This window comes from Corynebacterium jeikeium (assembly GCA_003955985.1).
In the GTDB taxonomy this organism is placed as follows: Bacteria; Actinomycetota; Actinomycetes; order Mycobacteriales; family Mycobacteriaceae; genus Corynebacterium; species Corynebacterium jeikeium_D.
This window is the reverse complement of sequence record CP033784.1, coordinates 227,811-249,811: the sequence shown is the minus strand read 5'-3', so window position 1 is coordinate 249,811 and position 22,001 is coordinate 227,811. Positions and strand designations below refer to the sequence as shown.

Below are 22,001 nucleotides of genomic sequence, written 5' to 3'. Positions count from 1 at the left end.
CCCGACGCCACTCTGGCCACCCTAGCCACTCTGGCCACTGTCACCGCCCTGGCCACCCTAGCCACCCTGGCTCTCAGTGCCGAGATGCTCGCGCTATTGCAACTCGTGGCACCAACTGTCGGAAAAGTTGCACTTCGAAGGTCGAAATGTCGCTAGAACGGGAATCTGTCAGCACAGGCGCGCCTCCGAATTTTGCGACAATTCCCTGACCTGCAGGTTTGCGGAGCTGCAAATCAGTGTCTTTAACGCATTCCCGGTCTAGCGACATTCACCCCTGCTAGCGCCCCAAAAACGGCGCCGTCGGCCACGCATTCCCGGTCTAGCGACATCTGCACATCCTCACGCCGCCAAATAGGGCGCCGGCGCCTCCCGTGACGCAATCCCCCCCCAGCACTGCGCTCGCACAATCTCACATTCCGCTGGCGCTGCAGCCAAGCGGAAAGCGTGGGCGTCAATAAGAAAAAATAGGCCCCCTACCGCAACAAATGTGAACTGCTCCCCATTAGTTGGACTGAGAAATCAGTTACCGACTAGTGGGGAGTAGTTGCCATTGAGAGCACGAAGTTCGCTAAGTGCCGAGGCTTAACTTTTTGCGCTTTTAAGTACTGCGCTCAACTACTGGTCAGCGACCAACAACTCCGCAATCTGGATGGTATTCAGAGCAGCGCCCTTACGCAGATTGTCGCCAGAGACAACCAGCACCAGGCCACGCCCCTCCGGAACCGACTGATCGACACGGATACGACCCACCAGGGACTCATCCACACCAGCGGCGGCAAGCGGATTCGGAACGTCGACGACCTTCACGCCCGGCGCGGACTCCAGCAGTTCGGTTGCCTTCTCTACGGACAGAGCATTCTCAAACTCAGCGTGAATCACCAGCGTGTGGCCAGTGAACACCGGAACGCGCACACAAGTACCAGCAACAGCCAGCTCAGGGATAGACAGAATCTTGCGGGACTCATTGCGGAGCTTCTGCTCCTCATCAGTCTCCAGTGAACCGTCATCAACAAAGTTTCCAGCCACCGGCAGCGCGTTGAAAGCAATCGGGGCGACATACGGACCAAAGTCCTCCGCAACCAGAGCCGAACCATCAGTGGTCAGCTTCTCCAGGTTGTCGACGTTCTCGCGCACCTGGCCAGCCAGAGTATTCACACCAGCAAGGCCCGAACCCGAGACCGCCTGATAGGAGGACACACGCAGACGCTGCAACCCGGCCTCGTCGTGAAGCGGCTTGAGAACCGGCATCGCGGCCATGGTGGTGCAATTCGGATTCGCGACAATGCCCTTCGGGATGTCCTGCAAAGCATCCGGGTTGACCTCGGAGACCACCAACGGGACCTCCGGATCCTTACGCCACGCCGACGAGTTATCAACAACAACAGCGCCAGCAGCCGCAAAACGCGGAGCCTGCTCCTTCGACAGCGTGCCGCCAGCGGAGAACACCGCGACATCAATGCCCTTCAGATCCTCGTCAGAAGTAGCCGCGACATCCTCGACAACAATCTTCTCGCCGCGGAACTCCAACTCCTTGCCCGCACTACGAGCAGAAGCGAAAAAACGAACCTTATCGGCCGGGAAATTACGCTCCGCCAGAAGAGTGCGCATCACACGACCAACCTGGCCAGTGGCACCAACAACAGCAATCGTGGTCATGAAAACTCCTTAACGTCCCGTACCAGCGTAAACAACAGCCTCGGTGTCGCCACCGAGATTGAAAGCGTCGTGCAGAGCCTTCACAGACTTATCGACATCCTGGTCATTAACCAGCACCGAGATACGAATCTCAGAAGTGGAAATCAGGTCGATATTCACACCCTCATCAGCGAGCGCCTCACAGAACGTCGCAGTCACACCCGGGTGGGACTTCATGCCAGCACCGACCAAGGAGACCTTGCCCACGTGATCGTCGTAAAGCACGTCCTTCCAGTCATTGTCAGCCTGCAGCTTCTTCAGCAACGCCATCGCCTTCGGAGCGTCCTCGCGCGGGCAGGTGAAAGTAATGTCAGTGCGGTTATCCGCGATGGTAGAGACGTTCTGCAGCACCATATCGATATTGATCTCCGCATCCGCAACAGCACGGAACATCTTCGCCGCCTGGCCCGGATCATCCGGAATGCCCAGCACGGTCACCTTCGCCTCGGAGCGGTCATGCGCCACACCGGTCAACACTGCTTCTTCCATAGGGATATCCTCCATCGATCCATCAACAAGGGTGCCAAGTTCATTGCTATACGACGAACGCACACGCAACGGAACATTAAACGCGCGGGCGTATTCGACACTTCGCAGCTGCAAAATCTTCGCGCCAACCGCGGCCATCTCCAACATCTCCTCGAAGGAAATGTTGTCCAAACGCTGTGCGTCCGGCACAATGCGCGGATCCGCGGTGTACACGCCGTCCACGTCGGAGTAAATCTCGCAGACGTCCGCCTCTAGGGCTGCCGCGAGGGCAACCGCAGTGGTATCCGAGCCACCACGGCCCAGCGTAGTGACGTCCTTGGTCTCGCGGTTTACACCCTGGAAACCGGCCACTAGGCAGATATGGCCCTCATCGAGAGCCTCACGGACACGGCCCGGAGTGACCTCGACAATGCGGGCGTTACCGTGGCGCTCCGTGGTAATCACGCCAGCCTGCGAACCGGTAAAAGAACGGGCCGAGGCGCCGAGGCTTGCGATTGCCATAGCGACCAGCGCATTGGAAATACGCTCACCGGCGGTCAGGAGCATATCCATCTCGCGTCCCGGCGGGACCGGGTTGACCTGCTCAGCGAGGTCCAGAAGCTCATCGGTGGTGTCGCCCATTGCCGAGCAGACAACCACGACGTCATTGCCCTGCTTTTTGGTTTCCACAATTCGTTCTGCAACACGACGAATGCGTTCGGCGCTCTCCAGGGATGAACCACCGTACTTCTGCACAACCAGTGCCATGGTCGGCAACCTCCAAAAACTAGGCAACTATATGCACGTAACTATTATTGACTCAATTTACTTGAGTCGCATTCGTAATTACATAGTGGGTTACCAAAACGTAGCTTGCGGGGGTTGCGTGGAGGGTTTGGATCGGGTTGCGTAGGGGGTTGTGGGGTATCGTGGCCGGTATTCGGGTGTGGGTTGGGTGTTTGGGGTATTTGGGGTGTGGATTGGACGCGGCTGCGGGCTGCAAATGTGAAACTGACTAAGTTTATGACAAAAATATGCCCTGAAACTTGTCAAAACTGACATAAACCTAGTCAGTAACTCTCGGTACTGTGCCAGGAACTCCGGGTTCAGCCAGCTCCACTCCCTAACTCCCGGGCTCCGAGCTCAGTCAGCATCTTGGCCGGGCCAGCTAATCCGCCAGCTACTCCCCGAGGCGCTGCGGGCACAAAACACTGCCCCGCCCAACCCCTGCGAAGTGGACATGACAAGTGTTGCATGCCTAGCATTTCCTACGTGAACAATGACCTTCTCGCTGCGATACTGGCACTGCTGTCCGCGCTCAGCATCGCGTGGGGAACCGTCATCCGCCACAACCTCTCCGGAACACTGGAAGAGGGCACCAGCACACTTCGCGGAGTGGCGAAGACCCTGAAGCTGCCACGCTGGTGGCTGGGCTCGGGCCTGGCGATTGCCGGGTATGTATTTCAGGTCGCGGCGTTGGCATTTGGCACGTTGCTCCTGGTGCAACCGTTGCTGGTCATGAAGCTGATGCTCACGCTCCCGCTGGCGGCGAAGGTCAATAGTCGGCGGATTTCGCGGTCAGAGATGATTTGGTCCGTGGCGCTGACTTTTGCGGTGGCGACGCTGGTGTTGCTCGGCAAGCCGACTGCCGGCTCCACCGATATCCCCACCTACCTGTGGGGATGGGCTCTTGCCGCCGGTGGCGTGGTCACCTGCGGACTGTACGCCGCTGCAGTTCAGTGGCCCAATACCGGCACGAGTAGCGGCTCCAACGCAGGTAGCGGCTCCAACACGAGTGACAGCCCAGCCATCGCAGACCGCTCCAGCACCGACAACAGCACAGGTAGCACCTCAGACACCAAACAGCGCGGAGTGCTACGCCAGAACCCGAAGGCCCTGCTGCTCGGCACGGCAACCGGCTGGCTGTACGGCTTCGTCGCGCTGCTGTCTAAGTCGGTGGTCGATACCTATGTCAACGACGGACTCGTCCAGCTCCTGCTCTCCTGGGAACTCTGGCTGCTGGTGGCACTGGCGGTTATTGGCGTCGGCCTGCAGCAGGCGGCTTTTAACGCGGGACCGTTGCAGGCTTCGCTACCAGCTATGACCGTCGTGGAGCCGATTGTTGCCTTCAGCTTGGGATACATCGTTCTTGGTGAACGCTTCCAGGCAGTTGGTGTGCAGTGGGTGGCGCTGTTTATCGCACTGGCGACCATGATTTCTGCCACTATTGCCCTGGCGGCTCGGCCGGCAGAAGCCACCGCCACAGCCTCCACAAGCGCCCCAAGCACCGAAAACACCGCAGACACCGCGACCACCGACACCACAAGCACCGCAACCACCGACGCCCCAAGCACCGAAATCACCACCACAGACTCCACCGATGCCACCGCTCGGTAAGTAGAGTTCAGCTCTCCCGGGTTGCATGACCTAAATTGGTATGTGCACTTATTAAGTCGTTAGCGATTTGTCGGCCTGGCTATCCCTGCCCGGGAACTGTCCCTGGTGAGAAAGACCCGTGGCCGCTATGCACAAGGTCACCAAAGGTAGGACTCGATGGGGCGTCATTCCCATTCCAAGCGGGCAACTTCCAAGCGGGCATCTAAACCGACATCTAAGCGGAAGTCCGAACGCGCAAACAGCACCAGCGCCGCAACCAAAACCGCCGCAACCAACACCAAAGCAAAGCCCCAAAAGGGCAAGAAGCTCAACTCGAACACCATCATCGCCCTGCTGTTGATCATTGGCGGTTTGGGCGTGCTGCTGTACCCGGTTGTCGCAACGCAGTGGAACAACTTCCTGCAGGCCCGCGCCGCAGATGAGTACTCCAAGCTGGAGAAATCCGCTCCTCCTGAGGTCTTGGACACCGCCTGGAACGAGGCCCACGAGTACAACGCCAGCCTCGGCGAGGTCAATCCGGGCGACGCCTGGACCACCTCCGATGACGAGTCCTCCCCGGAGTACCAGCGCTACCGCCACTACCTCGACGTGCTTGGCGAGACCGACGCGCTCGGTCGCATCGTCATCCCTTCCATCAACTCTGACCTGCCCATTTTCCATGGCACGTCGGAAAAGTCGCTCTCGCGCGGTGTCGGTCACCTCTACGGCACCGACTTCCCGGTCGGCGGCGTGGGCGAGGGTGAAGGTCGTCACGCGTCGCTGTCGGCGCATACGGGTCTGCAAAATGCGACGCTGTGGGACAACCTCGACAAGGTCAAAAAGGGCGACGCGTTCTACATCGCAGTCGCGGGTCATAAGTTGAAGTATGAGGTCCACGACGTAGCCGTCGTAAAGCCGGATGAAACCGATGCTTTACGACGCGTCCCCGGAGAAGACCTAATCACCCTGATTACGTGCACGCCTTACGGCATTAACACGCACCGCCTGCTGGTGACGGGGCACCAGGTGCCGATGGATCCTGACGAGGAATCCGTGTTCGACGGCAGCGGTTCGCAGTGGCAGTGGTGGATGTGGGCCATCCTGGCAGCAGCGGCGGTGATTATTGCGCTGCTGATTTGGTGGCTGCGGAAGCTCTCGCGCGACGGCAAGAGCGAACCGGAGGCCGAGCGCGAGAGCGACGAGGCGGAGGATTAGGCCCCCTTACGAGGTGGCCATCACCTTCGTCTCCCCGATTGCGTCCTTGATGTCGTTGATTCCCTTTTCAAAGATGCGCTGGAGGCCCAGTGCCAGGATCAGCGACGGGATGATGAACAGCGCCAACATGAACATCAGCTTCCAGTAGTCGGCCTCGTAGATACCGGCGATGGAGCTGCGGAACATGTCAATCGCGTAGGTACCCGGCAGCCACGGGCTAATGTTCTGGACCCACTGCGGCACCAGAGGCAGCGGATACGCGCCACCTGCAGCCGAGACCTGCATCACCAGCAACAGCACGCAGATGGCCTTGCCGGCATTGTCGAAGGTGAAGACGAACGAGAAGACGATCATCATGAACACCAGCGAGATGATCCAGCCGGCCAGCAGCATCAGGAATCGGTGTGCGGGATCGATGCCCACGTACACCTGGAGTCCCAACACCATCAGCGTGGCCTGAACTAGGCCAACGGTGGCGAAGGTGGCGAACCGGCCGAAGTACTTCTCGGCGCGGGTGTAGTCATCGGTCTGGGCAGCGTTGATTTGCTGGTCGCTGGACTTCTCGGCCTCAGCGTCAGCATCATCGCCGACCTCAGCGGCTGCATCGCCCTGCGCATCATCGACTGCATCGCTGACCACATGCTCGGCCTCATCATCGCCGACCTTCTGTCCGTCGCGGCTACGGACCGTGGTGCGGATCAGCACCGACGACAGCAGCGCACCGATCCACAGCGCGAGGGTCGCATAGAACGGCGCCATACCCGCACCGAAGCTCTGGACTGGGAAGACGGGGTCTTCCTCGACCTGCACCGGCGCGGCCAACTGCGCTGCCAGGGCACTTGGGTCATCACCGACGGCCTCAGCAATTCGCGAGAGGTCCCCGGTGTCCTTCGCCTCTTCCAGCGCGTTGTGAATCTCGTCGAAGCGAGCCGCCAGATCATCAAAGCGGGTGCTCAGACCCATCGTGGCGGCGCTGGTCTTACGAAGCGTATCCACCGGCGAGCCGGAAATCGTACCGCGGATGCCGCGAATGTCCTCGCCAATGACCTCGATGTCGTTGCTCAGACGCGACACCGGCTCCGACAGTGCGTCGATCTGCGGGCGCAGGTTCTGCTCGTAGGAGTTTTTGGCATTTTCCACAGCGGCAATCGCAGCCGTGAAAGCGTCCTTCGCCTGGCTTATCGACGATCCCGTATCCCGGCCACCACGCAAATCCGCTGCCACGGCGGAGAAACTCTCCTGCAGCCCACGGGTGCGAGCAATCGAGGTGTTCAGATCGGAAATCGCGCGGTCATAGCCCGGCTTAGCGACACCCGGAACCACTGCCCCAACGGTGTCCTCCAGGCGGTCGCGCATCGCAGTCAGACCGTCGGCCTGCTGGCCGAATTTGGCCGCCATCGCATCGAAGGTATCCGCGGTCGCGCCGCTGGTGGCCTGGGTGCCGTCGACAAGCTCGTTGACGCGGTCGCGCACGCCTTCGTAGCTCGACTGCGTTGCGTCGAGCGCCGTGCTAACCGAGTCGCGAACATTGCCGACCGCGGCTTCCAGATCGCCTGCGACGTTGCCGTCACCCGAACCATTGCGCAGAATGTCCATCCGCGCACCAGCGTTTTCCAAAATGGAATCCGCGGTCTCCACCAGCGGCACGGTGGTCTCCACCAGCGTAGACAGCGAACGAGCAGTCTGCGCACCGGAGCGCAGCCGCGCGGCGGTGTCATCAACGCGGTTTTGCACGCGCGTCAGTGCCTGCTTGGAGTCGGAGGTGTTTAGATACTCATCCAGCGAGGTGATCACGCCCAGCCCAACACTGGCGACGACCTGCGTGAAGTTCTTGTCAATCTCCTGAATAACGCCACTCGCGCCCTTACTCGTAATGATTGACGAAAGCGCGTTCTTCTTCTCATTCGTATAGAGCGTCAGCTTCGGCGCCTTGGTGCCCCGGACGTAGAAGGTCATCAGTTCAGTACTGAAGTTCTCCGGAAGCACGATTGCCGCGTAGTAGTCACCGGACTTAGTGCCGTCGATGGCGTCCTCAGAATCCGTAATCTGCCAGTCAATTTCGTGGTTACGGCTCAGCTTCGACAGCACCTCATTGCCCAAGTTGACGTCAATCGCACCGATATCCGTGCGATGACCACGGTCATTACTGGCGACCGCAATCTTCAGCTTTTCGGTGTTCTCAAACGGCTCCCAGCTGGCCAGCACATTAAAGCAGGTGAACAGCAGCGGAATCAGCACCAGACCGAAAACCATGATGCCGGTCATCGTGTTCTGGCGGATCACCCGAAAGTCATTCCGCACAATTTCAAGAACGTTTCTCATTAGGCTTCACCTTCTGGGGAAGTCTTCACGCTTGCCGACGACACCTTCGCCTGTGGCTCAAACGAATCACCAGCATTTTCCAGCGAGTACGCATGCGGATGGGAAGTTTGGTGCTCCATGTAGGCGCGCAGCTCCTCCTCCGACATCTCGCTGAGCTCCTGGGCGTGAATCACAGACTGCTTGACGTACTCGCGCACCGCGATGTAGGCGAGGCAGAGCAGCACAAACAGGCAAGCCAGACCGAAGAACAGGGCCTTCTGATCCGGGTAGTTACGGGCCAAAATACCCAGCACCACCAGGGCGGCCACGGCGATGCCAATGGCCATGCGCATGAACAGCGTGTAGCTGCCACGCAGATTCTCCATCCGCTCGTCGACTCGCGATTGGTACTCCTCGCGGTTACGCAGCGCAAAGACGAGGTCACTGAGCTTGTATCCGCTACCGACCAGGTGGACTTCTTCGTTGTTGACCAGTCCGCCCTCTTCAAGCTGGTGGTTAACCAAGACATTGACCGAGGACAGGCTGCGGCGCAGCCAGTAACCGACCACGTAGGCGACCACTGCCATGGCCATCAAGGTGAGCATGTTCTTCAGGTAGTAATTCGAGTAGAAACCACCAATGGTCTCGCGGAGAGCATCAATGCCGTAGGTCAACGGCAAGAACGGATTCAGCGCCTGGAAGAAGTCCGGGGTCATCTCAATTGGATAGAGACCGGCGGCGCCAGGAATCTGAATAAACGCGAGCACTACTGCAATACCACGTCCCACGTGGCCAAACGCCGACACCAAACTGTAAATAATGGCGAGATAACACAACTCCACCACGACACAGGTGAGGACGAACGCAACCGCGCTGACATGCTGCACACCAATGACGATGTCACCGATAGAGACAATCAGCGCCTGGAAAGTAGCGATGATGCCCAACAGCAATGTGCGCCCCATGTACGCCTGGCCCACCGTGATTTCCTTGAAACCTTCCGCGTCGACTTCCACGCGGAAAATCACAATCAGAATGAACGCACCAATCCACAACGACAGGTTGGTAAACAGCGCCGCCATACCCGAGCCGTAGTGATCCACCGGGAACACGGCCTCGGTCTTAACCTCAGCCGGATCGCTCAGGAACTGCGAGATACCCTCAGGATCGAGGTCGTTGACCATGTTCATGGCTTCGCGCTCTTCGGTGGTGCCCAGGGTAAGGACATCGAGACGCGCAGTTTCCAGACCATCGCGCACACCATCAAGGTCGGCCTTGAAGCTCTCGAGGACCTGATCCGCAGCAGAAAGCTGCCCACTCGTAGCGTCGAGAAGCGCGGACGTTTCCTTGACGGTGTCCTTTTGCGCGCCAAGCGCCGCCGCGTACGAACCCACGCGCGCGTTGAGCTGATTAAGCGCCTTGCTCAACTGCGGGAGTGCGTCCTGGGACGCCTGACGAATCTGATCCGAGGCGGCCTTGCCGTCCTTAGTGGCCTGCGCCAATGCCTCGCTGGTGGCGTTGAGGGAGTCGAGAGTTCCCTGCGCCGAGCCGGAGACGTTCTTCAGACCCTCCACCAGCTCTTTATTGGTGGCGTTGCTCTCGTCGAGCGCATCGATGGTGCGCTGGATTGCCTGCTTATCCGGGCCGTTTAGCGGGTTGGCCTCCAGCAGGGAATTCAGCCCACCAATGACCTGATCCGCCTGGTTGACGATGTCCTCCGCCGCAGCCGTCGCGGAATCCGAACGGGAAATTGCGCCCTGCAGATTGCCGGTCATCGCGCCAATCGCGGCATTGGCGTTACCGGTGCCCTCTACCAGGGCGGTACTGCCCTGTAGGTAGGCGTCGTTGAGATCCGCGGAGAAATTCAGGACCTCGTTGTTGAGCTCACCAGTAATCGCCTGCACCTGCGTCAACGCATCCTGGGCATCGTCGAGGGCCGTATCTACGCTGCCAAGAGTCTTCTTAATCTGCGCAATCGTCGGCTGCAGATCGCCAATCTGCTCCTGGATAGCGCCGACTTCATCGCGGCTATTGGCAACCGCATCAGCAACATCCTGGAAAGCATCAGCGGAATTGAGACGGGCCGCATCGAACCGACCCTGCAGCAGATCGCCAGCTTCCTTGACCTGCTCGGTGACCGCCTTCGCGATCTCCTTATTAAAGGACGCGGAGATCTGGCCATCAATGCCGGACGCGCCCTGCGCCGTGATGTGCGGCGAGATTGCGTTGATCTTCTGGTTAGCGCGGTAGGTCAGTTTTGCTGGATGCCCCTGCCCTTGGATCAGATCGACCATTTCCTGCGAGAAATTCGGCGGAATGGTGATTTCGGCATAGACCTTGCCGCGCTTTAGATCTCGGTCTGCCTTCTCGGCATCGGGGAACTGCCAGCCCAGTTCATGATTTTCTTTTAGTTGTTTGACCACCTGGTTACCGATATTGAGACTTCCGGTAACCGAGGAACTCGCGCCCTTGTCCTCATTCACAATTGCCACGCCGATGTTCTCGGTGTGCTCATACGGATCCCAGAAGCCCGGGATGTTGAACCAGGAATACAAGGCAGGGGTAATCATCACGCCGATGATAATCACCCACACTCTTGGGCTATTGCGGAGACGGCGCAAGTCTCGCTTCAGAATAGACCAGCTAGTTTGCACCTTAAGGACGCTATCATCTTTACCCCGCTAAATACATTGGTCCTAGCTTTAGAACTATCGATGGGCGGGATGAGTGGGCGCACTGGGCGGGGTGAGTGGGCGCACTGGGCGGGGTGAGTTGGGTGCGGGCCGTCGGCAACGCCTTTCACTGCACGGAGCCCCACCGCACAGCCCCTAACGACGCAGAACTCTTACGGCACAGAAACCCGCGCATACTTCCCCCACTAAAACCCCCGAATGATGAAATTCATATAACCAACGGGGTAAGGTACATCACATGCAACGCGGACTACTGCTTCTATGCCGCGGCGGGGCTTGGGTTTAAGGCCGGCTCCCCGTCGCGGGGTTAGTTGTGCCGGCCTACAAGAAAAGTCCGAATTAGAAAGGCCCACAACATGTCTCCTTCCGACGCTTTTATTTCCGCTCCTTCTGTAATCTCCACTCCTGCTGGCGAGATTCCGGAAGGACAGCCTGCTTGGAATAAGCAGCGCAACTCCCAGATGGCAACCAACCGCTACCTGCCTTACGACCAGGAAGTTCAGGACTTCCAGCTGAAGGACCGCACCTGGCCGGACAAGCGCATTACTAAGGCACCGGTTTGGTGTGCCGTCGACCTGCGCGATGGCAACCAGGCGCTGATTGACCCAATGAGCCCGGAGCGCAAGCGCCGCATGTTCGAGCTGCTGGTCCAGATGGGCTATAAGGAAATTGAGGTCGGATTCCCGTCCGCTTCCCAAACCGATTACAACTTCGTGCGCGAGATCATTGAGAAGAACATGATTCCGGACGACGTCACCATCCAGGTTCTGGTTCAGGCTCGCGAGCACCTGATTCGCCGCACCTTCGAGGCATGTGCCGGCGCTAAGAACGTCATCGTTCACTTCTACAACTCCACCTCGATCCTGCAGCGCGATGTTGTGTTCCGTAAGGACAAGGACGCAATCAAGAAGATTGCCACCGACGCCGCAGAGCTGATTAAGACCATCGCGAAGGACTACCCGGACACCAACTGGCGTTGGGAGTACTCGCCGGAGTCCTACACCGGCACCGAGGTTGAGTACGCCAAGGAAGTTGTCGACGCCGTGGTTGATGTCATCGACCCGACGCCGGAGAACCCAATCATCATCAACCTGCCGTCGACCGTGGAGATGATCACTCCGAACGTCTACGCAGACTCCATCGAGTGGATGCACCGCAACCTCAACCGCCGCGACTCCATCATCCTGTCGCTGCACCCGCACAACGACCGCGGTACCGGCATCGCCACCGCCGAGCTGGGCTACATGGCCGGCGCCGACCGCATCGAGGGCTGCCTCTTCGGCAACGGCGAGCGCACCGGTAACGTCTGCCTGGTCACCCTGGGCCTGAACATGCTGACCCAGGGAGTCGACCCGCAAATCGACTTTTCCGACATCGATATGATCCGCCGCACCGTCGAGTACTGCAACCAGCTGCGCGTTCCGGAGCGCCACCCGTACGGCGGCGACCTGGTCTTCACCGCTTTCTCCGGTTCCCACCAGGACGCCGTGAACAAGGGCCTCGACGCAATGGCAGACAAGGTCCGCCCGGGCGCTGCCGTCAAGGAGCTTTCCGACGAGGACCTGCGCGCGGTGACCTGGGAAGTTCCTTACCTGCCTATCGACCCGAAGGACGTCGGTCGTTCTTACGAGGCCGTTATTCGCGTGAACTCCCAGTCCGGCAAGGGCGGCGTGGCCTACATCATGAAGACGGACCACGGCATGAACCTGCCGCGCTCCATGCAGGTCGAGTTCTCCTCCGTCGTGCAGGCAGTCACCGACGCCGAGGGCGGCGAGGTCAACTCCAAGGCGATTTGGGACATCTTCGCAGGTGAGTACCTGGACCGCGAGGCTCCACTCGAGCAGATTGCCCTGACTGTCGATGCCCCTCAGAACGAGTCGGACGCCACCAAGATCAAGGCTCACATCGTCTACGAGGGCAAGGAGCAGACCGTTGAGGGTGTCGGCAACGGCCCGCTGGCCGCTTACGCCAACGCCCTGGAGAAGCTCGGCATCAACGTCGAGGTTCAGGAATACGTCCAGCACGCTCGCACCGCAGGTGACGATGCCGAGGCTGCGGCCTACGTCCTCGCAGATGTCAACGGCACCAAGGTCTGGGGCTCCGGCATCGCTGGTTCCATCACCTACGCATCGCTGAAGGCAGTCACCAGCGCGGTCAACCGCGCACTGGCTTAAACTCCACATAGTTACTGACTAGATTTATGACACTTTCGTGGCAAAATTTGTGCTCAAAGTGTCATAAACCTAGTCACTTTCTCTTTGGGACAAACTATCCAGCGGCCCCTCGGCCCCACTACCCAATCAACGGGCCGGCATTGCGCACATCCGCACGGAAAGTCACCCCACCTGCGGCTACCACGCGTTCGCGCTCGATCAGGATTGAACGGAGCGTCGATAAGCGAACTGCGTGCAATTCCACCTCTTTCCACACCACCCGCGCGACATCCAGCCCCGTTGCGCGCAGCGAACGCTCGCGGTAAGTCTCCCGCGTGAGCAGCTCGGACTGAGCCGCGGGCGTCGGCGCGACCTCGCTCGCCGAATACTTGATGTGGCCGTCGAACTCCACGACAAGCAGCAGGTCAGGGATATAAAAATCCACGCGGGCGAGAAAGTGCGGCGGATCGTGGCTGGTGCCGCGCGACCAAATTTCGGCTTGCTCGTGGAATTTCAGGCCGAGTTCGAGAAGAGCGGCTTTAGTCAGCGCCTCACCGGGCGTTTCGCAACGACCATGACAGACCGCGAGCGCACGGCGAAACAGCTCTTGACCCCGCACGCTGGGATAATGCACCGGGAGCTCCTCAAGCTGATCGCGCGTGGCGCCATGCCGCAGCGCACCTTCGACAGCCAACACCGCCGCCCGCCACGACACGGACTCCGGCCCCTTCTGCCTGAACCGGACGCGACACTCATCGAAGGCCGCACGCGCGAGCACCGCGACCCGCCGGTCCGCGAGCCCCTGCGTGTGATCCAGATGGATCTCCGAGCGCAAGCGCATGCAATAGTCGATGCCGTGGAACTCCTGACTCCCGCCCACGACCACAATCTTCGCATCGCGCACCAGCACCCACGAACCGTGCAAGGCCAGCGCTGCAGCTCCCGAAATGACGCCTGACGACGTCTCGGAGACCACCGCCAAAGCAGTAATAGCCAGGCGTTTCTCGCGGTGGAGCCCCTCCCAGGCGTGCGCGACTACATAGTGACCTCGGCAAAGCCGCTCCAGATAACCGGCCCGCGCCTGCCTTGCGACCTCGCGGTATCCATTCCCCGGCTGGTCATCCGGCCTAATGATTCCGAACTGGTCCGCCACCAGTTGCTTTCGTTTCTTGTTACTCACTTCTCCCCCGCCCCGTGGTTGTTGTCCTGTGGCTGTTGCCCCGTGGTAGTTATTTCGTCCTTATTTTTGTGGCGCTGTTTTGTGGCCCCTATTTAATAAGGCGCGGAAATTGCCCTCGCGGTTCCATTCCTTTTCGGCTGAGCACCCAGTCGGGGGAAAAACTATTGGGGCTTGCGTGGTTTTTGTAGTTTGCGTGGTTTACGGGACCCGTGTGACCGGATCCCCCGGTCCTTCTGAGCTTGAGGCCGAGCTAGTGCCCAAGTTACTGACTAGGTTTATGACACTTTCGTGGCAAATTTTGTGCTCAAAGTGTCATAAACCTAGTCACTTTCTCCGCGGGTGAGCGCACCCGCTAGTCTTGAGGCATGACTGAATCGGCGCGCGAGGAGCGCAAAGCGACTGGGACCTCTTCTCAGACGAAGAGGCGGCGGCGGAATCGTCGCCGTTCTCAACGCGCGTCGGCAGCGGGCGCGAAAACACCACCAACTGCACCGGCTTCCACCACAACGGACGCAGCCACCACCGGCGCGGCTGCTACCGGCGCAATCGCAACCGGCGCGAGTACCGCTGGCACACCGGCCACAGCCACACCCACACCGGCCACAGCCGAGACCGCCGCAACAAAGGCCGCTGACGAGCACAAACAGTTCTCGTCGGCGGAGGAAGCTCCTTACGCAATCGTGTCCATCCAGGCCACGGGCATCCACCCCAAGACGTCTCGGCTGGTCAGCCTGGGAGTGTCCACCGCCGACAGTAGCGGCAACATCGTGGACACCTGGCATGTCGTCATCAATCCCACCGAGGATCCCGGCCCGACACACCTCCACGGCCTCGAGCCCGCGGACTTCGAGGGGGCACCGAAATTCGGGGTGATCCAGGCCAAGCTCGCGCACGCGCTCGATGGGCGCACGTTGGTTGCTCATAATGCGCCGCTGGTCTGGGGTTTTATAGTTGCCGAGGCCAAGAGGGCCCGTCGTCAAGCGAATCGTGAGCGGTCCGCGCGGAATAAGCGGGGGCGTCGTCGTACGCGCACTCGCGTCGCGCGGATTCCGGCGCCCGCACGGATTGCCGATACGTTGGAAACGGCGCGTCGCCAGGGCAAACGGCTTGACGACGCTCGCCTGCGCGCCGTCGCGCGCGCCTACGGCCTCGATGTGCCTTCGCCCGAGGCATCGATTGCTGGCATCTCGGTGCCCGAGCGGGTGCGGACGTTGGATGACGTCACCACCACGCTTGCGCTCTTCCGCGCACAGGGCGGGCTCGATGAGGGCGCAACCCTGAACATGTACACGCCCGACCAGCTGCGCGAGGACATTGTGGGCCTGCAGCGCTCGGCAGTGCGTGTCGACGCGATGGAGGCACCGCGCCCCGTGGAGAACCCCGGCCGCTATACGCCGGGGCGGAAGCTCGCGGAGGGCATGGAGTTCGTCGTGGCGCCAGAGGTGTCGCTGGACCCGGATGAGCTGATTGCGGCGGGCGTGCGGGCTGGGCTGGCGTACTCGGAGAAGGTCACGCGAGAGTCATCGGTGCTGGTGTCTAACCGACCTGCGGATGTGACTCCGGATCAACTGACGGGCAAGGCCATGCATGCCCACCGGAAGGACATTCCGATCGTTTCCGATGAGGCATTCTTGCGACTGGTCGGTGAGATGGAGAAGTAGGGCTAGGGCTTTTGCCCAGCGCATTCGTTCTGCGAATCATTCACAGTAAAATACACAGTTATGAAAGAAGGCACTTCACATAACGACGTAAGTGACCACAGTCGCGACCGCGCAAGCTCCCCGAGCCTGCGCGCTCGGTTTGCGACTGCCGCCGCTCACGCCGCCACCTGGGCCTCCCGGAAGTCCGGTCGCGGCGCGGGTGGCATGATCGGTGGCCTGATTGCGCAGAAGATTGACCCGCGCATTCTGGCTTCCCTCGGCAAGGGACGCCCGGCCGCGATCATCACTGGCACCAACGGCAAGTCCACCACCACCCGCATGTTCGCGGCCGCCATGCGCGCCGCTGGCCACAACGTGGCCACCAACGAGGGCGGCGACAACATGGACGCGGGTATTATCTCCGCGCTGCTCGCCACTCCCGATGCGGACAGCCTGGTCCTGGAGGTCGATGAGCTGCACGTCCCGCACATCGCAGAGGATCTGAAACCGCAGGTTCTGGTGCTGCTGAACCTTTCCCGCGACCAGCTCGACCGCGTCGGCGAGATCAACAAGATTGAGGCCACACTCCGCGCTGCGGTGGACGCTAACCCGCAGGCGACGGTCATCGCCAACTGCGACGACCCACTCATCGCGTCGGCTGCGTGGGATGCCAAGAAGGTTATTTGGGTCTCCGCGGGCGGTGGCTGGACCAACGATGCCACCTCTTCCCCGCGCACCGGCGGCCCCATCATCCAGGACGGCCACAACTGGTACGCCGTGAAGCCACTCCCGGACGGCTCGGAGTTCAAGCGGCCAGAGCCGGACTACCGCATCACTGCGGAGGGAGTCATCACGCCTGCCGGCGACACCCTGCCGATGAACCTCACGCTGCCGGGCAATGCCAACCGCGGCAACGCCACCTTGGCGATTGCGGGCGCTGTCGATATGGGCGCGGACCTGGAGAAATCCCTCCGGGCCACCGAGACCGTCGACAACGTTGCGGGCCGCTACTCCACCATGGTTGTGCGGGATGACAAGGGCGCCGAGAAGCACGTGCGCATGCTGTTGGCCAAGAACCCGGCCGGCTGGCAGGAGGCGCTGTCCATGGTCGACCGCACCGCAGATGCAGTGGTCATCGCAGTCAACGGTCACGTCGCTGACGGCGAGGATCTGTCCTGGCTGTGGGATGTCCGCTTCGAGGACTTCGACGGCATGGATGTGCTGTCCGCGGGCGAACGCGGAACTGACCTCGCGGTGCGGTTGCTGTATGCGGGCATCGATGCGAGGTTGGTCGCAAATCCGCTGCAGGCGATCCGGTCGTGTGAGGCGCGGGGGTCGTCGTCAAGCGTCACCCGAGTTGAGGTGCTGGCGAACTACACCGCCTTCCGCGATTTGAAGCGCGACATCGAACGAGCACAGGAGGAAAAGTAAATGAGCGAGCTGTCTATCGGCCTGATCCTCCCGGACGTGCTGGGCACCTACGGCGATGACGGAAATGCGCTGGTGCTGCGGCAACGCGCGCGGATGCGTGGGATTGACGCCGAGATTGTCCCGATCAAGCTGGGCGATGCCGTCCCCACCGACCTGGATATCTACACCGTCGGCGGCGGCGAGGACGTCGCACAAACCATCGCGGTGGAGCATCTGATCAATGACGGCGGCATCAAAAAGGCAGCCGAGGCCGGGAAGCAGATCCTCGCGATTTGCGCGGGCTTCCAGATCTTCGGCAATTCCTTCCGCGCGGGCGGACGCGACGTCGCAGGTCTCGGCCTTGTCGATTGCACCACCGATTCGCTGGAGTCGCGCGCGATCGGCGAAATCTGCACGCTCGTCGATCCCACGAACGGTTTGCTTGACGACGTCGACGCCAGCCCACTGACTGGCTTCGAAAACCACATGGGTCGCACGACCCTGGGTGCCGATGCGAAGCCGCTTGGTCGGGTTGTCCGTGGCGTGGGCAATACCGGCCCGGAAGTGGAGCAGGCGGACTCCGGGATTGCTCCGGGAGTGGATGTTTCTGCACTCACACCGACCGGTGGCGCCGAAGGCGCGGTGCAGGGTTCGATTATCTGTACCTACCTGCACGGACCTGTGTTGGCTCGCAATCCGCAGCTGGCTGATCTTTTGCTGGCCCGCGCTACCAACCAGGACCTGTCGAGCCTGGCTCCGCTGGACCTCGAGGTCGTGGATAAGCTGCGCGAAGAGCGCATCCCGTCCAAGCCGCGTCCGAAGAGCGAGCGCTAGTTTTGTAGTTTCGCGCGCGGCCGGTTGGCTGGACGGCGGCTAGACCTTCAGCCGGCCCGTCAGCGCGCGGGACAGGGTGAGTTCATCGACGAACTCCAAGTCACCACCGAGCGGCATGCCGGAGGCCAACCGAGTGACCTCGAGATCCGGGAAGTCCCGCAGCAGCCGGGCCAAATAGGTCGCGGTGGCTTCGCCCTCGGTGTTGGGGTCAGTCGCGATGATGACCTCGTGGATTTCAGGGGGTTGGGTCTCGTCGACGTCGTCAAGCACGCCTGCGATACGTTGCAACAGCGTGCGGATATTGAGCTCGTTCGGACCGATGCCGCCAAGCGGATCGAGCGCCCCGCCGAGCACGTGGTAGCGACCGTTGTACTCCCCCGTGCGCTCGATGGCCTGGATATCGCGCGCCTCTTCAACGACGCACACCAAACCGCGGTCGCGGCGTGTGTCCGAGCAGTACTGGCACACATCGGTTTCCGAAATATTGCCGCAGACCCGGCAGAATTGCACACCCTCGCGCACCCGACCAAGCGCGGATTGGAGCCGGCCGATGTCCTCCGGCTCCGCCTTCATCAGGTAGAAAGCGATACGCTGAGCTGACTTCGGGCCGATGCCCGGCAGGCGCGAGAACTCATCAATGAGATCTTGGAGTGGTCCCTCGAACAATGATAATTACCTACAAATACTGGTCTGAAAAGCTAATTTAGAAACCGAGGCCACCGAGACCGTCGAAGCCCTGGGACAGCGGGCCCATCTTCTGCTCCGCCAGCGACTGCACCTTAGCGGTAGCGTCCTGGAAAGCAGCGAGAACCAGGTCCTGCAGCCCGTCGACGTCCTCCGGGTCAACGACCTTCGGATCAATGGCGATGTCCGTGACCTCGCCCGAGCCCTGCATAGTCACCTTGACCAGACCGCCGCCGGCCTCACCGACGATGGTGGAAGCGACGATCTCCTGCTGTGCTGCCTGCAGCTGCGCCTGCATCTGCTGTGCCTGCTGCAGAATTGCGTTCATATCTGGCTGAGTCATAATTAATGTTCCTAACTATTGTGCTCTTTACGTGCTGATTTGTAGTTACGCGCACGCTTCTAAGGCTCATCGCCCATGCTTTACGACGCGCATCGCCGCCCCATTCTAACGGCTCTAGCGGTCTTCTAGCGGTTTGGCTCCCAGCTCCTTTTCCAGCATCTCCATGACCACGTCCTTTAGCGAGCGGTGATCGAGAGACCCGACCTCGTTCGCGGCCTCGAAATACTCGGAGGTGTCCTCTTCGTAGTTGTTGTCCTGCGGGGTTTGGGGAACCGGGTTGTAGTTGGTGTTGGCGTTGGAGTTGTAGTTGGACGGGTTGCGCGAACCGTAGCTCTCTGTGCCCTCTGCGCCCTCTGGTGGAGCGAACTCCTCCATCGGCTCTGGTGGCAGCGGGACGCCGCCGAAGCCCGAATCCTGATTGGCCTGGGCCTGAGCATTTGCTTGAGCGTTTGCTTGCGCATTGGCCTGGGCCGCGCGCAGGAATGACTGCGGCTGGTTTGGCTGCTGCGGCTGTTGCTGGGCCGGGTTCGGGTTTGGTTGAGCTGGCTGGCTTGGTTGGCTTGGCTGATGTGGCTGTGCCGGCTGGTCGTGACCTGCCTGCTGTCCCATTGCAGCACGCTTGGCGGCTTCGATTTTGGCACGGCGCTCAACAACGGATGCGTATGCCGACGACCGCTGCGGACCTGGCTGCGGCTGCTGTACCTGCTGCTCAGATGTCTCTGGTTGCGCTGGTGCTGCGAGTGTCGGTGCAGGGGCGGTGTCGTTCGGCGAGGACGAACCTCTTGACGACGAATCATCCTCCCCGGAACCACCACCAGTAGCTGTTGAGCGCGGTGCGCGCGGGCGCGTACCGACGACACAGTGCACCTGGCCATTGAAGCCCGTCACCTGCTTCACTGCAGCGGACAGCGCCTGAGCGTAATCAGGCGTATTGAGCCTGGTAGCGAGCGCTCCTGTGCTGTGTCCAATGACGAGCGTGTCGTTTTCGACATCGAGCGGTACCGCCTGCTCGGCCAGCACGCGAATGGGGAACGCATGCTGTCCGTCGACAGCCGCAAGGATGTCCTGCCAGTGCTCGCGGATTTGCTCGATACCGGCGGGTGCAGGTTCGGGCTCCGGCTGTGCTGGTTGCTCCGGCTGTGGGGCCTGAGTTGGCTGTTCAGAGTGAGCTGTCGAGGCAGAGACAACTGGCTCTTCCTCGACAATCGACATCGAGCCGCCTTCCCCCTCACGCTCGCGGGTTTGCTGCTCACGCTCCTGCGCAAGCTGCGCCCGAGTCTGCTGCTCGCTGATGCGGGCATGCTCCGCCATCTTCCGACGGAACTCACGAATCTTCTCCGCCTGAGCTTCTTCCTCGGACATCGGCTGCTCAGCCGGTTCAGACTGCTGCGGTTGTTCGGCCTGCTGAGGCTGTTCAACTGATTCGGCCTGCTGAGGCTGTTCAACTGATTCGGCCTGCGTAGGCTGTTCAGGCTGTTCAGGCTGTTCAGGCTGTTCAGCGGTCGCAGTAGGTGCTTCTGGTGCAGGCTGCGGCTCAGTCACCGACTCCTGCGACACCGGTGCCGCTGCCGCTGGTGCAGGCTGCTGCTGAACAGGTTCAGGCTGGGACTGAGGCTGCGACGGTGTCTGCGCTGGCGCTGCCTGCCCAGCACGACTGCCCTGGGTCTGCGCACCCTTCTTACGCTGGGCATTCCGCTGGCGCCATGCCTCACGAGCCGACTGGCCAGACTGCATCGGCGAAGCATCGGCCTCAGCCGCACCCGACCCCGGCCCCGCATCGGAAGACACCGGTGCCGATGCGGGGGTTGCGGCCCCCGAGCCGTCGGCAAGCGCGGGCCTGCCGTGCTCCAACGCCTCTACGCGCTGCAGCAGCGACTCCACGGAGTCTTCGGTGGCGGGCAGGAGCATGCGCGCGCACAGGACCTCGAGCAGCAGACGCGGCGAAGTCACGCCGCGGAAGTGACGCAGGCCGTCAGAGAGCACCTGCGTGAAGCGCGTCAGGGTAGCCGGGGGAATTGTCCCGGCCTGCTCCAGGACGCCGTCGATTTGGCTCTCCGGAATCTCTACAAGCCCCTGCTCCAGCGCGTTCGGCACTGCGGACAGCACCAGCAAATCACGCACTCGGCCAAGCAGATCCGAGGCAAACCGAGCCGGATCCTGGCCCGACATAATCACACGCCCGACCACGCTAAACATGGCCGCGCGATCGCCTGCCGCCAGCGCCTCAATCGCATCCGTGATGATTACGCTGTCAGTGACACCGAGAATGGCCGCAGAAGTCTCATAATCCACACCATCGGTGCCGGAACCAGCAATGAGCTGATCCATAACCGACAGCGAGTCACGCGGCGAACCGCCACCGGCCTGGATGACCAGCGGATACACGTCCGGCTCTACCCGCACACCCTCGGCCGTGACCACACGCTCAAGCAGCCCGCGCATATCCGGCGGAGTCAACAACCGGAACGGGTAGTGATGCGTACGCGAACGAATAGTCGGCAGCACACGCTCCGGCTCCGTGGTCGCAAAAATGAAGATGAGGTGCTCCGGCGGCTCCTCCACAATCTTCAAAAGCGCATTGAAACCCGAAGCGGTAATCATATGCGCCTCGTCAATAATGAAGATGCGATAGCGCGACTCCGCCGGCTGGAAGATAGCCTTTTCCCGCAGCTCACGCATATCTTCCACACCATTGTGGGAAGCCGCGTCCAGCTCAATAACGTCCAAATTGCCCGGACCGCCCGGCGCTAGCGCACGACACGACGCACACTGGCCACACGGTGTGGCCGTCGGCCCCTCCGCACAGTTCAAACTGCGCGCCATAATGCGCGCCGACGAGGTCTTGCCACAGCCACGCGGCCCGGAGAACAAATACGCATGGTTAATGCGGTTGGGACGCCCCTGCGCATCCCGAGATTCCAACGCCGCCGACAGCGGGTCAGTTACGTGCCGCTGCCCCACCACTTCGGCGAACGATGCCGGACGATACTTCCTATACAGAGCCACGTG

The 22,001-nt window shown here is 60.9% G+C and carries 14 protein-coding genes; 6 read left to right on the top strand and 8 right to left on the bottom strand.

What is annotated here, in order from left to right:
- Window positions 1-615: 615 nt before the first annotated feature.
- Both EGX79_01045 and EGX79_01040 read right to left on the bottom strand, forming a co-directional pair.
- Window positions 616-1,656, bottom strand: a complete 1,041-nt coding sequence (locus EGX79_01045; GenBank protein AYX80893.1) for an aspartate-semialdehyde dehydrogenase — start codon at window positions 1,654-1,656, stop codon at window positions 616-618.
- Between the two features lie 9 nt (window positions 1,657-1,665).
- Window positions 1,666-2,931, bottom strand: a complete 1,266-nt coding sequence (locus tag EGX79_01040) for an aspartate kinase (protein ID AYX80892.1) — start codon at window positions 2,929-2,931, stop codon at window positions 1,666-1,668.
- Window positions 2,932-3,417: 486 nt separating this feature from the next.
- Between EGX79_01040 and EGX79_01035 the strand changes: the two genes are divergently transcribed.
- Together EGX79_01035 and EGX79_01030 are read left to right on the top strand one after the other, a co-directional pair.
- Window positions 3,418-4,560: a hypothetical protein gene (locus tag EGX79_01035; protein ID AYX80891.1), complete on the top strand. Its 1,143-nt coding sequence runs from the start codon at window positions 3,418-3,420 to the stop codon at window positions 4,558-4,560.
- A gap of 156 nt (window positions 4,561-4,716) precedes the next feature.
- On the top strand, window positions 4,717-5,754 hold the full coding sequence (locus tag EGX79_01030; GenBank protein ID AYX80890.1) for a class C sortase: 1,038 nt from the start codon (window positions 4,717-4,719) through the stop codon (window positions 5,752-5,754).
- A 6-nt stretch (window positions 5,755-5,760) separates the two neighbouring features.
- On the opposite strand, the gene EGX79_01025 is transcribed toward EGX79_01030, so the two are convergent.
- On the bottom strand, window positions 5,761-8,076 hold the full coding sequence (locus EGX79_01025) for a YhgE/Pip domain-containing protein (GenBank protein ID AYX80889.1): 2,316 nt from the start codon (window positions 8,074-8,076) through the stop codon (window positions 5,761-5,763).
- Entirely contained in the window at window positions 8,076-10,709 is a 2,634-nt protein-coding gene (locus tag EGX79_01020) for a YhgE/Pip domain-containing protein (protein ID AYX80888.1), read from the bottom strand. Before EGX79_01020 ends, EGX79_01025 begins: the two co-directional genes overlap by 1 nt.
- A 395-nt stretch (window positions 10,710-11,104) precedes the next feature.
- Here EGX79_01020 and leuA point away from each other — a divergent pair, with 395 nt between their 5' ends.
- A complete protein-coding gene (gene leuA / locus EGX79_01015) occupies window positions 11,105-12,922 on the top strand; it encodes a 2-isopropylmalate synthase (protein ID AYX80887.1) in 1,818 nt (605 codons plus the stop codon).
- A 118-nt stretch (window positions 12,923-13,040) separates the two neighbouring features.
- Here the strand turns inward: leuA and EGX79_01010 are convergent, their stop codons facing one another.
- Window positions 13,041-14,081 carry a hypothetical protein gene (locus tag EGX79_01010; protein ID AYX80886.1) on the bottom strand — a complete coding sequence of 347 codons (1,041 nt, stop codon included), beginning with the start codon at window positions 14,079-14,081 and terminating at the stop codon, window positions 13,041-13,043.
- A 365-nt stretch (window positions 14,082-14,446) separates the two neighbouring features.
- Between EGX79_01010 and EGX79_01005 the strand changes: the two genes are divergently transcribed.
- Genes EGX79_01005 through EGX79_00995 form a run of 3 tightly spaced genes read left to right on the top strand, consistent with a single transcriptional unit; the run spans window position 14,447 to window position 17,965 of the window.
- Window positions 14,447-15,742, top strand: a complete 1,296-nt coding sequence (locus EGX79_01005) for a DNA polymerase III subunit epsilon (protein AYX80885.1) — start codon at window positions 14,447-14,449, stop codon at window positions 15,740-15,742.
- 60 nt (window positions 15,743-15,802) lie between these two features.
- The gene (locus tag EGX79_01000; GenBank protein ID AYX80884.1) at window positions 15,803-17,152 is read left to right on the top strand and encodes a DUF1727 domain-containing protein; all 1,350 of its coding nucleotides are present in this window, start codon (window positions 15,803-15,805) and stop codon (window positions 17,150-17,152) included.
- Window positions 17,153-17,965, top strand: a complete 813-nt coding sequence (locus EGX79_00995; protein AYX80883.1) for a glutamine amidotransferase — start codon at window positions 17,153-17,155, stop codon at window positions 17,963-17,965.
- A gap of 39 nt (window positions 17,966-18,004) precedes the next feature.
- On the opposite strand, the gene recR is transcribed toward EGX79_00995, so the two are convergent.
- From recR to EGX79_00980, 3 genes are all read right to left on the bottom strand, one after another.
- The gene (gene recR / locus EGX79_00990) at window positions 18,005-18,631 is read right to left on the bottom strand and encodes a recombination protein RecR (protein AYX80882.1); all 627 of its coding nucleotides are present in this window, start codon (window positions 18,629-18,631) and stop codon (window positions 18,005-18,007) included.
- A 37-nt stretch (window positions 18,632-18,668) separates the two neighbouring features.
- Entirely contained in the window at window positions 18,669-18,992 is a 324-nt protein-coding gene (locus tag EGX79_00985) for a YbaB/EbfC family nucleoid-associated protein (protein AYX80881.1), read from the bottom strand.
- A 114-nt stretch (window positions 18,993-19,106) separates the two neighbouring features.
- Window positions 19,107-21,998 carry a DNA polymerase III subunit gamma and tau gene (locus tag EGX79_00980; GenBank protein AYX80880.1) on the bottom strand — a complete coding sequence of 964 codons (2,892 nt, stop codon included), beginning with the start codon at window positions 21,996-21,998 and terminating at the stop codon, window positions 19,107-19,109.
- Window positions 21,999-22,001: the final 3 nt, after the last annotated feature.